The organism is Brevibacillus brevis (genome assembly GCF_031583145.1).
GTDB classification, from domain to species: domain Bacteria; phylum Bacillota; class Bacilli; order Brevibacillales; family Brevibacillaceae; genus Brevibacillus; species Brevibacillus brevis_E.
The window spans coordinates 3,462,217-3,475,324 of sequence record NZ_CP134050.1; the positions used below are offsets into that span (position 1 = coordinate 3,462,217).

A 13,108-nucleotide genomic window follows, 5' to 3' on the forward strand; every position below is an offset into this window, starting at 1 on the left:
TCATTTCACCTCCTTGTGGTAAGACATCTCCCCGCTTTCCAAGCATTCGTTTTTCATGGAGTGCCGCTGTCGTTTTGATCAACCATCGGACATTCGACTAAAAAACAAGACCGATTCGACTCGGTCCGCTGAATCCGCACTCATCGCACGGGTGTTCAGTTGTACCACAGGCAATGAGTAGGGAAAGCAGCAAAAAGCTATGATACACCAAGTAAATACAAACCTATTTTATTATTTGTGAACAAGAATTGTCAAGATCATGCAAATAGAGTCAGGCCTATTCGTCGGTTCGCTGACGCAATTCGCCGCGAATCTGTTGTACAACACCATGAGAAAATCCTTTTCGCAACAACATCGACAGCAGCTTTCGCTCCTCGGCAGCGTCCGGTGCTCCGGTCAGCCTTCTCGCTTTTTTCTCTATCAAGGCTCTTGCCGCAGTCAGTTCATCTTCACGGGAAACGGCCCGCACCGCCTCGTCCACGATGCCTTTGTCCACTCCGCGCTGCTGCAGCTCGATCCGCAGCATGTACGGGCTGCGCGGCTTTAGCCGAAGCCGCTCATCCACCCATTGCCGCGCAAAGGCTTTGTCGTCGATGTATCCTTGCTTTCGACAGCGGTCGCACACTTCATCAGCCACCTCCGGCAAAAAACCTTTTTCCAGCAGGTACGCGTGGAGCTGGCTTTGCGTTCGCGGCCGTATTCCTAAATAACGCAGGGCTCCCAGATAGGCTTTATGCTTTTCCTCCGCCACGAGCACTTCCCGAAAAAAAGCTTCGTCCACTTCCGTGCCTTTAAACAGATTGTACTTGACCAAGATGTCCTCGTGCACGGAAAAGGCATACTCCCCTTCCACATCGATGTGATACCGCTGCTTTTGCTTGGTGTCACGATGCACCCCTGTGATCTGTCCGGTCTTCATGGTTCTTCCTCCTCCCTCAGCGGTCCTGCTGCCTTCTTTTACGATGAACAAAACAGCCTGTCTCGTCGACAGGCTGCTTGCTAGGCTCTCGCTTACTCTAATTCAAAGGATGGCTCTTCTTCTTGCTCAGGATCGAAAACCGCTTCTGCCTCTGGAATCGAGCCTGGGTTCAGGCTGAAATATTCACGGACTTTGGCTTCGATCTGCGAAGCGATGTGCGGGTTCTCTTTCAAGAAGATCTTGGAATTCTCACGTCCTTGGCCGAGTCGCTCTTCATTGAAGGAGTACCACGCCCCGCTCTTTTGCACGACATCGATTTCCGAGCCGATATCGAGGATGCTGCCTTCCTTGGAGATGCCTTCCCCGTACATAATATCGACCTCGGCTACCTTGAACGGCGGAGCCACTTTATTTTTCACGACTTTGATTTTGGTCTTGCTACCCAAGATGTCGTTCCCGACTTTGATCGTCTCGGCTTTCCGGACATCGAGACGAACGCTCGCGTAGAACTTGAGGGCGCGTCCACCTGGCGTCGTTTCCGGGTTGCCGAACATGACGCCGACTTTTTCGCGAAGCTGGTTGATAAAGATCGCGATCGTTTTGGACTTGTTGATCGCCCCGGACAGCTTGCGGAGAGCTTGAGACATCAGACGCGCTTGAAGCCCGACGTGGGAATCTCCCATTTCGCCTTCAATCTCGGCTTTCGGAACCAAAGCCGCTACGGAGTCCACAACAATAATATCGACAGCGCCTGAGCGCACCAATGCTTCTGCAATTTCAAGCGCTTGCTCACCGGTGTCCGGTTGAGACAGCAAGAGCTCATCAATGTTTACGCCCAGCTTGGCAGCGTACACCGGATCCAGAGCATGCTCGGCGTCAATAAACGCAGCTTGTCCGCCCTGCTTCTGTACTTCCGCAATCGCGTGCAGAGCTACGGTCGTTTTACCGGAAGACTCTGGCCCGTAAATTTCAACGATCCGGCCACGCGGGAAACCGCCCACACCGAGTGCAATATCCAGAGCAAGCGCTCCGCTGGAGACGGTGGAAATTTGAACGTTGGCGACTTCCCCCAACTTCATGATGGAACCTTTTCCGAACTGTTTTTCTATTTGACGCAATGCACTTTCCAAAGCTGCGCGACGATCTGACAAATGGTACACACCCTTTCACATTTCGCATCTGTTTTGCTTGTTTCCATCATACATCGAGACAGAATGGTTTGCCAAGTATTTTTTGCGAACAAATATTCGCATGCAAACAAAGACAGCCACCCGCCTGCTATACTGGCGAAATGGCTGTCTGCTTGTCTGCCCGGATTCGCTTAGGAACGCTTCGCGCCGCGCGGCTTCGCCGGCTCCAGATTGATCCGCTTGCCGTTGATTCGCGTCTGACGCAAGGATTCGTAGACGAATGCCGCTACCTCTTCCGGCACCTCCACGAACGTAAAGTTCTCGAAAATGTCGATGCGCCCCACTGCTTTTCCCGGGATGCCGACCGACTCGGAGATCTCGCGAACGAGATCCTGCGGCTTCATGTTCGCGTTTCGTCCTACGTTCAGGAAGAATCGGACCATGCCTTTCGCCGCTCCGGTCTCTCCGAAGTTGTACGCCTCCACTTCCTGGGTTTGACCCACTTCGCTGTGGAAGGCGAGGTGAAGCGCCGCCGCCGCCACTTTCTCAGCCGGGTATTGCCCGACCAGCGTTTCGGCCACCTTCTGGTACATATCCGCGATCGCATCGCTCTCCAAGAGGCTGGTCAATTGCTCACGCAGCTGCTCCTGCTTGCGCTCTGCCACTTCCTCGAGGGAAGGAACGTTGCGGGACAGCACTTGCGCTTTTGTTTGCTTTTGGATAAACATCATTTGTCGTACTTCGCGCGGCGTCACGAGAGTCATCGCGATCCCTTTGCGGCCGGCACGACCGGTACGGCCGATCCGGTGAACGTAGCTCTCCGAGTCTTGCGGAATGTCGTAGTTGATGACGTGGGATACATTGCCGACGTCAATACCGCGTGCGGCTACGTCCGTCGCGATCAGAAACTCGATGGAGCCTTCACGGAAGGCGTTCATGACTTTGTCGCGCTGCGCCTGGGACAGGTCTCCGTGCAGCCCGTCAGCCAGATAGCCGCGGGATTGAAGCACTTCAGTCAACTCGTCCACGCCGCGCTTGGTGCGGCAGAAGATGATGCCGAGCTCGACATCCTCGCTGTCCAGAATGCGGCAAAGGCTTTCCACTTTGTTGCGGTCAAACACTTTGTAGTACACTTGCTCGATCAGCGGAGCCGTCACTTCTTCGCGGCTGACAGCGATCGTCTGCGGCTGCTTCATGTAGCGGGTAGCCAAGCGCTTGATTTCCGGAGGCATCGTCGCGGAGAAAAGCAGCGTCTGGCGCTCTTCCGGCATCTGGGTAATGATCGTTTCGATATCCTCGATGAAGCCCATGTCCAGCATTTCGTCCGCTTCATCGAGAACGAGTGTATGTACATGATCGAGTCGCAGCGTTTTGCGGCGCAGGTGGTCCATGACGCGACCAGGAGTCCCGACAACTACCTGCACACCTTGACGCAGCGCACGAATTTGGTGGCCGATGGACTGTCCGCCGTAAATCGGAAGAGTCCGTACCTTATTGTATTTGGAGATGCGCAGAAGCTCGCCTGCTACCTGGATCGCCAGTTCGCGGGTTGGTGTCAGGACGATCGCCTGCACGCGGTTCGCCGGGGTGACTTTCTCGATCAGCGGGATCCCGAAAGCCGCAGTTTTGCCTGTCCCCGTCTGGGCTTGACCGATCAGATCTCCGCCCTCCAGCACCTTTGGAATGCAGGCTGCCTGGATCGGCGATGGTTCTTCGAAGCCCATGTCATGAATGGCTTGAAGAATGGATTTATGTAAAGGAAAATCAGAAAAAATCGTCATGAATACGTCACCTTTCTTTTTGCATTTGAAGCGCGTAGAACAGCGCAAATTTGGCTGCTCGGCCAACAATAGCCCGCCTTTTCCCCGCCAGTCGCAGTTCTTTCACGACTGTCGGCAGGCCTTCTGCGGCGATTCCTACGTAGACCAGCCCGACAGGCTTGCCCTCCGAAGGATCCGGTCCGGCCACGCCTGTTACCGAGACCCCATAAGTCGAACCCAATTTCTCTCTGACCTGTTCAGCCAAGAGCTTTGCCGTCGTTTCACTGACAGCCCCGTCCGTGTCCAGCACTTCCTCTGGAACGCCGAGCACTTGATTTTTTACTTCGTTGGTGTAGCAAACAATTCCGCCTCGGAAGACAGCAGAGCTCCCGGGGACCGATGTGATCAAAGACGCCACCGTACCGCCTGTGCAGCTCTCTGCGCAAGCGATGCTCTCCCCCCTGGTTCGCAGTTCTTCGACCAGTACTTGATGCAGCGAGGAATCCTCGCCCGTTCCGTAAATATACTGCCCAACCCGGTTCCGAATCTCGTTTTCCACAGGCAAAATCAACGCTTCGCCTTCCTCTGCCGTTGCCGCTCTCGCCGTCACTCGCAGCGTGACTTCAAATTCCTTGGCATAGGGTGCGATCGTCGGGTTGTCCTGTTTTTCAATCAGGTCCAGCAATCTCTCCTCCAAGGCCGACTCCCCGATGCCGTAAAAGCGGAAAACCCGGGAGTGAAACACCTGTTGTTCCGGAAGCAGAGAGGTCAGGTACGGCATGACGTAGCGCTCCACCATCGGGTACAGCTCGCTAGGAGGACCGGGCAGCAGGACAAACGTGGTACTGTCATGACGGATCGCCATCCCCGGCGCCATTCCGAAGTCGTTGGCAAAGACGTGACTGCCTGCCAGGACCAAGGCTTGCTTACGGTTGTTTTCCGTCATGACAATGCCGCGTTGTAAAAAGAAGTCCTCGATATGCTGCATAGCCGGTCGATCGGTCACCAGCTCCACCCCGACATGCTCCGCGACCGTCTCTTTGGTCAGGTCGTCCTGAGTCGGGCCCAGCCCACCGGTGAAAATGACCAGGTCTGATCTTCCTGCCGCCAGTCGAATGACCTGCGTCAGTCGCTCTGCATTATCGCCTACCACCGTATGGAAATATACCCCGATACCGATTTCCGCCAGCTTTTGCGACATAAACTGGGCGTTCGTATTGGCGATTTGCCCCAGCAAAAGCTCGGTCCCCACCGCGATAATCTCTGCTCTCATCTTTCTCACCCATTCCCACGTGGAGTAAGCATCCTTCCGATTGGAAAAGCCTCTAAACTAACAGTCTATCACCGACGGCCGAATTGGAGAAGAGCCTTGTGAAAAAAGAGTCCAATACCCGCTTTACGAGTATTGGATAACGTTGCGATTCTTCGCAAAGTAGTCGTATCCGGAGTAAATGGTGATGATCACCATCGCCCAAGTCGCTACCTCATCAAACGGTATGCCGAGAAACTCGAACGGGAAGTTGCGAATCATCACTACCGTTATCGCAACGATTTGCACCCACGTCTTCAGTTTACCCAGCGCACTGGCTGCGATAACCTGTCCTTCCGCAGCTGCAATCAACCGCAGCCCCGTCACCGCAAATTCCCTGCTGATGATGACAATGGCAATCCACGCTTCCAGCCGTTGCATTTCCACGAGCGAAATCAATGCCGCCGATATCAGCAGCTTATCGGCGAGCGGATCCAAAAACTTGCCGAAATTCGTTACGATCTTCCGCTTACGGGCAATATATCCATCGAGTCCGTCCGTACTGGCTGCTAGGATAAACACCAAAGCCGCAATCAGCTCGTTAAATGTCATCGTCAGGCTACCAATCGTAAAAGTCCCGATGTTGTAACGCACCAGCAGAAAAAACATAACGACCGGTACCAGGAAAATCCTGGCGAGGGTGATGCGGTTGGCGAGATTCACCTAGACTACCTCCCCAGCTAAATCGTATTCAAAGGAGTGCGTAATCTTGACCTTTGCGATTGAGCCCAGTTCCCCCTTAAATCCGGAGACGAACACTTCCCCATCAATTTCCGGAGCGTCGTACTGTGTGCGGCCCACGTAAATGTCGCCTCTTCCCTCATACCGTTCGATCAACACATCCAGGACCTCGCCCACGAATCGACTGTTGCGGTCGCCTGCCACTTCACGCTGGATTTCCATCAGCATGTTGGCGCGCTTTTCTTTCGTCTCCTCGTCCACGTGGTCCGGCAGTCGGGAGGCAGGAGTGTCATCTTCATTGGAGTACGTGAATACACCGAGTCGATCAAAGCGGATGTCTTTTACGAACTCGCAAAGACGCGCAAAGTCCTCCTCCGTTTCACCCGGAAAACCGACGATCAGCGATGTACGCAGCGCGACATCCGGCACTTCGGCACGGATTTTCGCCACCAGCTCGCGAATATCGGTTTGGCGGCCTGGACGGCGCATCCTTTTCAGAATGTGATCCTCGGAGTGCTGCAAAGGCATATCCACGTATTTGCACACTTTCGGATTGGCGGCAAACGTGCGGATCAACTCATCCGTAAAGAATCCCGGATACGCGTAATGAAGGCGGATCCACTGGATACCGTCGACCTCCGACAAGCGGTTCAGCAGTTCGGGAAGCATGTGTTTGCCATCGTAGATGTCTGTCCCGTAGTTCGTGGAATCCTGTGCGATCAAGCTGACTTCCACGATCCCCTGAGCGGCCAGGTGCTTCGCTTCCTCCACAATGGATTCGATTGTACGGCTGCGAAATCCTCCGCGCATCAGCGGAATACTGCAAAACGTACATGCGTTGTCACAGCCCTCTGCAATCTTAATGTATGCAGAGTAGGTACCTTCCTTCACTTTCCTCTTCACTACATCTTCGTACGTAAAAATCGGATTGCCCACATAGATGGGACGCTTGCCTGCGAGCGATTCTTCGATGATTCCTGTAATCGACATAAAATCGCCTGTTCCGACAATGCCGTCTACTTCGGGAATCTCGCTTAAGATGTCCTCTTTGTAGCGTTGGGTTAGACAGCCTGCCACTACAAGCGATTTGAGTTTGCCAGTTTCCTTCAGTTCAGCCATGTCCAAAATCTTGTTGACGGACTCTTCTTTAGCTGCGTCGATGAAACCACAGGTATTGACGATGACCACGGTTGCCTCTTCCGGATTGTCAACCAGTTCATAGCCTTTTTCATCTATCAGATGGGCCATCATGTCTGAATCCACCAGATTCTTTTCGCAGCCCAGTGTCACAATCGCAACTTTTTCTCGCGAGCCTACCTTCTCTGCCATCACTTTTCCTCCAATTGGTCATACCAGCCCATATTACACCTATCCAGTATAATATAAGGGCAAAGGAAGTGTCAAAAGAGACAAAAGTATGAAAGGCAAGCAAAATGCTTGCCTACTGAGTGACCGGCTGTTCTTTCATTTTGAACAACAGGTTCGCGGTCGTTTTCATTTTGGACGTATCCACAGATACACCGTTGATGCTTACATCCACTACTTTTGCCTTGCCCAGTCGAACATAAGCGGATTTCCCCAGATCGACCGTCTTTTCTTCCCCATTATTCAGAGTGCCTTCCTCGATATACTTTTTCCCTTTTCCTTCCGATACGCCGTACCAGCTGCGATCTTCCTTCACTTTCAGCTTGACCGTTATTTTTTCTCCGCCAGCCACGGTGTAGTTGTAGATGCTTCCTTGCTGAGACTCGAACGTAACTGTCGTCTTGGGGGTCTCCACGACCGTGTCAGACGGCGGTGTCGAAGAATCGGGAATCGGGGCGACATTGCTCGGAGGCTGAGGCTGCTGGGCAATGGGAGATGTAGCCGCTCCGCCGCCGGTACCAGGAGTAATGACCTCCGCTCCCGGAGTGACCGTCCCCCCTGGGATCGGCTGAGTCATGCCGCCATTGCTGTTGTTCACAGCTGCCATGTAGATCACCCCGATAATCAAGGCGATAAACAGGACCAGCAGGGTTTTGGTGACCCATCGCCCTGCTTGCAAGGGGCTGTTCGTGGATGCCACCCGTCGCCGACGCAGCCTCTCCACTTGTTCGGTAGGCGGCTGGGCCGGCAAATCGGACTGGAAGTGACTCATGATGTGATTTGGGTCGAGACCAACGGCTTCCGCATAGCTCTTTATGAATGCACGCGCGTAAAAGTGGCCGGGTAAAACGTGAAAGTGGCCCCTTTCGATCGCCTCCAGATAACGCTTCTGTATCTTGGTGATACGTTGGATGTCATCGAGCGTGATTCCTTTTTCCTCGCGGGCCCTTTGAAGTACTTGACCGAGCTCAGACACAGCTGCCCCTCCTTAATTCATATCAAAATTATCAAAACCGCGATTATTGATCAGCTCGTAGGTAATTTCCTCCTCCGGATGGTGACGCAGCTCGATTATGTAGTGAAAATCAGAAAGCTCATACTCCGATTCCCTTACAAAAATATCCGGGTGCTCAATAATTTTTGCGGCCGGGAAATTCATGACCTCCCGCAGCAAGGTGTAGTGCTTCTCCGTGGAGCGGAGCGTCGACACGATGCCATCTATCAAATATACATGATCAGTTGACAGTTCATCAATGGCTAGAGAGCTTCTGACCGTTTGCCGCAGGAGAGTCGAAGAAATAAACGTCCAGCGCTTGTTTGCGGAAACGCTGGCCGCGATCATGGATTCTGTCTTGCCAACGCGGGGCATTCCTCGGATCCCGATCAATTGATGGCCTTCCTTTTTTAAAATTTCCGCCATGAAATCTACCAGAAGCCCCAACTCATCGCGGACGAAGCGAAACGTTTTCTTGTCTTCGCTGTCTCGCTCGATGTATCGACCGTGGCGCACTGCCAAACGATCCAGCATCGTCGGGGGACGCAGCCTCGTTATGGTTATGTTGTCCATTTTTTGAACAACGTTGCGCAAAACCTCAATTTTTTCGTCGTCATCCGTCAAGAGCAGCATGCCTCTTCGCATGGTATCGACACCATTGATGGTCACGATGTTGATGTTCAACATACCCAGAATAGAAGCGACGTCCCCCAATAGGCCGGGACGGTTGCGGGCAATTTCGTACTCCATGTACCATTCTTTGATTGCTTCCATAAACATTCCTCTCCGACTCCCAGAATTCTCTTCTTATGTAGTATATCACGTTCCCATCAATCGACAATCCGGGAAAAGAAAAATCCCCAAAATAGGGGATTTACAAGCTAATTGCCGCGGCCTACACTATCCGGATTTTGTACGAGCTTCACCATCAGCGAAGCCAACGCCTGCTGTTGCTGCTGGTCTCCAGCATCCCACAGCTGCTTGAGCAAACGCTCCTGGTCATTTTTCGGATCGACTTGCTGTGCCAGATAGCCGCCGATTTGGTACGCGACGTTTTCCAGCGTCTCGCTCTCCATGCCCGCCTGTTTCGCTTGCTCTACTCGCTCTCCGAGAAACTCTTTCCAGTCACGAAAATTTTCAAGAACCGACATGTAGAAATTCCCTCCTTAAGTACGTTGCGAACAGATTTGTTGCCCGCACAGAAGGTAGAATTCCACCATTTCACGGAAATTATGCAGCATCGCACGTATCTCGGTCAGGTGTACCATCCGCCGTTCGGGCTGATGATTTGGCCCGTGACATAGCCCGCTTCCCGTGTCAAGAGGAAACGGACGACAGCTGCCACCTCTGAAGCGTGACCCAGCCTCCCCGCCGGAATCTCTTCGGCGATCATCGCCACTTCCTCCGGGGAAAAGCGTTCCATCATGCCTCCCGAAATCGCTCCGGGCGCCACTGCATTTACCGTAATCCCGTTCGGAGCCAGCTCTTTTGCCAGCGCTTTGGTAAAGGTATTGACAGCTCCTTTGGTAAGCGAGTACAGCACTTCGCACGAGCCGCCCGTGATGCCCCAGATGGAGGAAATATTAACGATGCGGCCGTACCTCTCCCGAAGCATCGCCGGCAGCGCCCCCTGGCTGACCAAGAAAGCGGAACGGACATTGGCCGCGATCAGCTCGTCAAACTGCGCCACGCTGACATCGGAAAACAATCCGACGTGGTCGATGGAGGCGTTGTTGACGATCAGCAGCGGAGCGACCGGAAACTGAGCAAACATCCCGGCGACTTGACCGGGGTCCCTCAGGTCTGCCTGAATTTTTAAAGCGGGAACTCCGAGCTGCTGGCATAGCTGCAAGGTGCCATCCAGCTTGAGCTCGGACATGTGGTAATGCAAATAAAGCGGAACCCCCGCTTGAGCCAAACTCGAGGCGATTGCCTGCCCCAGCTCACCGGAAGCACCTGTCACCAACGCCCAAGGCGTTCTTTCATTCATTCAATTCACTACTCCTGTGGCGAAGCGGAGCGAACGATGGATACCGCCATCTGTTCGGCTGCAAAATGCTCTTTCATGCGTTTTTCCACGTCTTCGCGAGTAATCGACTCCAGCGTCGGCACTACAGCAAAGAGATCGTTCCCATTGAACTTGAAGCTGGTGAACTGGTTGGCGATAAATTCGACCGAGTTCAGCGAGCGAAGGAAATTTCCGATTTTTTTCCGCTTGGCCCGCTCAAAGTCGTCCGGATCGATGCCTTTTTGCTTCAATTGCTCGATCTCGTTTTGGATGGTCTCCACCAGTCGCTCAGGATCCGGGGTATCGCCGCCAAGGATCGTATACGCGTAATCCTGTTCGCTGCTGTAATCGAAATCAAAACTCTCGGTAATCAGCTCGCTGTCGTACAGCCTTTCGTAAATGGCGGAGCTGGTGCCGAACGCGATGTCCAATAACAGTTTAGTCTCCAGCTCTCGTTTTAACAAGGCTTCTTTCGTCAAGCCATGCTCGCGCTCCTTGATCCCGATCATGCACTTCGGCAGACCCACAGGCAATGCTGCCTCGATTTTTGGCTGTGCCGGTTCTGGCTGCTCTTCCGGAAACAGACGGGTAATTTGCGGTGCGGGTGGAAACTCTTTGGCAGACTGATTGTCGCGGATGAGCTTCATGACCGCTTCTGGCTCGAACGATCCGACGACCAGTAGGAGCATGTTTGCCGGGTGGTAAAAGGTTTCGTAGCACTGGTACAAATACTCTTTGGTGATATGAGAGATCGTTTCGATCGTACCTGCGATTTCGATGTTGATCGGGTAATCCTTGTACATAGCCTTGAGCAGATTCATGTAGACCTTCCAGTCCGGATTGTCGTCGTACATGGTGATCTCCTGGCCGATGATTCCCTTTTCCTTCTCCACGCTGGCGTCTGTGAAATATGGCTCTTGCACATAATCCAACAGCAAATTCAGATTGTCGTCCAGCTTCTCTGTGCAGGAAAACAGGTATGCTGTCCGGTTGAAACTCGTAAACGCGTTGCAGGATGCACCGTTTTTGCTGAACTCGTGCATGACGTCCCGGTCTTTTTTCTCGAACATCTTGTGCTCCAGAAAGTGCGCGATCCCGTCCGGCACGTTGATCTCTTTGCCATCCCTCGTTCGGAAATGGCTGTCGATCGAGCCGTAGCGTGTCGTGAAAACAGCATAGGTCTTGCTAAAGCCTTGCTTCGGCACTAAAAAAACCTGCAGGCCGTTCGCCAGTGTCTCCTGGTACACTGTTTCATTGACCTGTTCAAATTTGGTAGTCTGCATCGTCACGCCTCTCCCTTCTTGTCACGCAGCAAATAAATCGTATCGATCGCCACTTTTTCCGCCACTTTCTTGAGGTCTTCAATCGTAGCCGTTTCGATTCCCTTCAGCAATTCATCCAGCTGCCGCTTGCGTCCGCTGATCAGACCGTTGAATGTGAATTCGATCATGCCGCGGGCGCTGTCCAACAGTTCCCGGAACTGATTGGACAAGGTCGCTCTCGTCTGGCTCATTTCTTCGTCCGTGATCTCGCCCTTACGCATCGACTCCATTTGCTGCTTGATGATCTCGACCGCTTTCTGATAGTTGTTCACATCAATCCCCGACATGATCATCATGATCCCTTTGTGGCTCTCCAAGCGGGATACTGCATAATAGGCGAGACTTTGCTTTTCACGGACGTTGACAAACAGCTTGGAGTGCGGAAAGCCGCCCAGTACGCCATTGTAGACCAACAGGGCAGGATAATCGTCGTCCTTGTATGTGATATGCGTCCGGCAGCCAATGTTTAGCTTCGCCTGATTGACCTCCAGCCGATCGATCACTTCATTTTCCTTGTGTTCGTTCTTTGCGGTCTGGTCGATATTCAGCGATTCAGCCTGAGAGCGGTTCAGCGGAATATGCTTTGCAATCGCCTGCTCTACCGTCTTCTGATCCACGTCGCCCACTACGAACATGTGAATCGGATTTTTCGTGGTGAGTTCGGTGAAATGCCTGTACAGATCTTGTCCCGAGATGCCGGGCAGATCCTTCACTTTGCCTTGCACGAGCAAAGCAAACGGCTCCCCCTTGCACATTTCTTCCGTCACACGCTGATTGGCGTACTTCATCTTGTCGTCGATCAGGCTCTCGATCCGTTTGCGCAGCGTTTCCTTCTCTTGCGCCACATACTTCTCCACAAAGGCGCCGTTTTCCACACGCGGCCGCGCAAGCATATCGCCGACGAACTCGATGGCCTGCTCCAAAAGCGACTCTCCTTGCGACAAATACTTCTCGTTCGGCACCTCCATATAGATCTGGAGAATTTGCCTCTCGCCCTTCTTGGTCACATCCACATCAAAGATCGCCCCGTACAAAAAGTCGAGATGAGCGCGCAGTTGCTTCGTTTCGGGAAAGCGTGCGCTTGCCCGCTTCATGACCATGGCCAGCAAGGCTGTCTTCGTCACGGTCTCCTCGGAAAGCGGCTGTTCGATCATGGTCACGATCGTGGTCGTCTTGAATTTGCCAGTCGGCAGAATATGTACATTCATCCCATTGATCTGGGTACTTTGAAACGCGATTTCGGCTATGTTCGCACTCATCGTCCATTCTCCCTTCTCCAATCAGTTACTCTTCTCTATTGTAACCAATTGACAGGCCATCAAGCATGCGAAACTTCTCGCCGATGTGCTTTTCATAGCCAGGTGTTCGTCCGCTACCTGCATTTCCATCCCCAACAAAAAAAGGAGCGGGTTCGCTCCTTTTCAAAAGTCCATATAGTCCCACTCCGAACGATCTTCCCGAATTGCATCTTCCTCTACAAACCGGCCGCAATCCTCCGATAGGCAGAGCATGCCATCCAGCTGCTCATCGTGAAACGGTATACCGTGGTTGCCGCCGCAGTACGGGCAAATCCACATGCGAAGCCCTCCTCTAGGCAAAAAGATTTACTCTGCCTAGTTT

Annotated in this window: 13 protein-coding genes; all 13 read right to left on the reverse strand. The window is 53.0% G+C overall.

The features are described 5' to 3' along the window. Window positions 1–277: 277 nt before the first annotated feature. Entirely contained in the window at window positions 278–919 is a 642-nt protein-coding gene (locus RGB73_RS17185) for a RecX family transcriptional regulator (RefSeq protein WP_310763911.1), read from the reverse strand. 92 nt (window positions 920–1,011) lie between these two features. Continuing rightward, on the reverse strand, window positions 1,012–2,070 hold the full coding sequence (recA, locus tag RGB73_RS17190; protein WP_310763912.1) for a recombinase RecA: 1,059 nt from the start codon (window positions 2,068–2,070) through the stop codon (window positions 1,012–1,014). Window positions 2,071–2,240: 170 nt separating this feature from the next. Then, entirely contained in the window at window positions 2,241–3,830 is a 1,590-nt protein-coding gene (locus RGB73_RS17195) for a DEAD/DEAH box helicase (protein WP_310763915.1), read from the reverse strand. Between the two features lie 7 nt (window positions 3,831–3,837). Continuing rightward, window positions 3,838–5,082 (reverse strand): competence/damage-inducible protein A, encoded by a 1,245-nt coding sequence (locus tag RGB73_RS17200; RefSeq protein WP_310763917.1) that lies wholly within the window; start codon window positions 5,080–5,082, stop codon window positions 3,838–3,840. Between the two features lie 123 nt (window positions 5,083–5,205). Beyond that, complete coding sequence (gene pgsA / locus RGB73_RS17205; protein ID WP_203254936.1) at window positions 5,206–5,781, reverse strand: CDP-diacylglycerol--glycerol-3-phosphate 3-phosphatidyltransferase; 576 nt, start codon at window positions 5,779–5,781, stop codon at window positions 5,206–5,208. Continuing rightward, window positions 5,782–7,128, reverse strand: a complete 1,347-nt coding sequence (rimO, locus tag RGB73_RS17210; protein WP_310763920.1) for a 30S ribosomal protein S12 methylthiotransferase RimO — start codon at window positions 7,126–7,128, stop codon at window positions 5,782–5,784. Between the two features lie 112 nt (window positions 7,129–7,240). After that, a complete protein-coding gene (locus RGB73_RS17215; protein WP_310763921.1) occupies window positions 7,241–8,140 on the reverse strand; it encodes a helix-turn-helix domain-containing protein in 900 nt (299 codons plus the stop codon). Between the two features lie 12 nt (window positions 8,141–8,152). After that, on the reverse strand, window positions 8,153–8,932 hold the full coding sequence (locus RGB73_RS17220; protein WP_310774382.1) for a DUF3388 domain-containing protein: 780 nt from the start codon (window positions 8,930–8,932) through the stop codon (window positions 8,153–8,155). Between the two features lie 107 nt (window positions 8,933–9,039). Beyond that, window positions 9,040–9,309: a DUF3243 domain-containing protein gene (locus RGB73_RS17225; RefSeq protein ID WP_310763923.1), complete on the reverse strand. Its 270-nt coding sequence runs from the start codon at window positions 9,307–9,309 to the stop codon at window positions 9,040–9,042. A gap of 104 nt (window positions 9,310–9,413) precedes the next feature. Further along, the gene (ymfI, locus tag RGB73_RS17230; RefSeq protein ID WP_310763925.1) at window positions 9,414–10,148 is read right to left on the reverse strand and encodes an elongation factor P 5-aminopentanone reductase; all 735 of its coding nucleotides are present in this window, start codon (window positions 10,146–10,148) and stop codon (window positions 9,414–9,416) included. 8 nt (window positions 10,149–10,156) lie between these two features. Beyond that, window positions 10,157–11,449 (reverse strand): EF-P 5-aminopentanol modification-associated protein YfmH, encoded by a 1,293-nt coding sequence (gene yfmH / locus RGB73_RS17235; protein ID WP_310763926.1) that lies wholly within the window; start codon window positions 11,447–11,449, stop codon window positions 10,157–10,159. A 2-nt stretch (window positions 11,450–11,451) separates the two neighbouring features. Continuing rightward, a complete protein-coding gene (yfmF, locus tag RGB73_RS17240) occupies window positions 11,452–12,747 on the reverse strand; it encodes an EF-P 5-aminopentanol modification-associated protein YfmF (RefSeq protein WP_310763928.1) in 1,296 nt (431 codons plus the stop codon). Window positions 12,748–12,909: 162 nt separating this feature from the next. After that, window positions 12,910–13,065 (reverse strand): hypothetical protein, encoded by a 156-nt coding sequence (locus tag RGB73_RS17245; RefSeq protein WP_310763930.1) that lies wholly within the window; start codon window positions 13,063–13,065, stop codon window positions 12,910–12,912. Window positions 13,066–13,108 lie beyond the last annotated feature (43 nt).

Coding starts and splice junctions, on each gene's coding strand:
- RGB73_RS17185 (WP_310763911.1), bottom strand. CDS start 919: ATGAAGACCGGACAGATCACAGGGGTGCATCGTGACACCAAGCAAAAG.
- RGB73_RS17195 (WP_310763915.1), bottom strand. CDS start 3,830: ATGACGATTTTTTCTGATTTTCCTTTACATAAATCCATTCTTCAAGCC.
- RGB73_RS17200 (WP_310763917.1), bottom strand. CDS start 5,082: ATGAGAGCAGAGATTATCGCGGTGGGGACCGAGCTTTTGCTGGGGCAA.
- rimO (WP_310763920.1), bottom strand. CDS start 7,128: ATGGCAGAGAAGGTAGGCTCGCGAGAAAAAGTTGCGATTGTGACACTG.
- RGB73_RS17220 (WP_310774382.1), bottom strand. CDS start 8,932: ATGGAAGCAATCAAAGAATGGTACATGGAGTACGAAATTGCCCGCAAC.
- RGB73_RS17225 (WP_310763923.1), bottom strand. CDS start 9,309: ATGTCGGTTCTTGAAAATTTTCGTGACTGGAAAGAGTTTCTCGGAGAG.
- ymfI (WP_310763925.1), bottom strand. CDS start 10,148: ATGAATGAAAGAACGCCTTGGGCGTTGGTGACAGGTGCTTCCGGTGAG.
- yfmH (WP_310763926.1), bottom strand. CDS start 11,449: ATGCAGACTACCAAATTTGAACAGGTCAATGAAACAGTGTACCAGGAG.
- yfmF (WP_310763928.1), bottom strand. CDS start 12,747: ATGAGTGCGAACATAGCCGAAATCGCGTTTCAAAGTACCCAGATCAAT.
- RGB73_RS17245 (WP_310763930.1), bottom strand. CDS start 13,065: ATGTGGATTTGCCCGTACTGCGGCGGCAACCACGGTATACCGTTTCAC.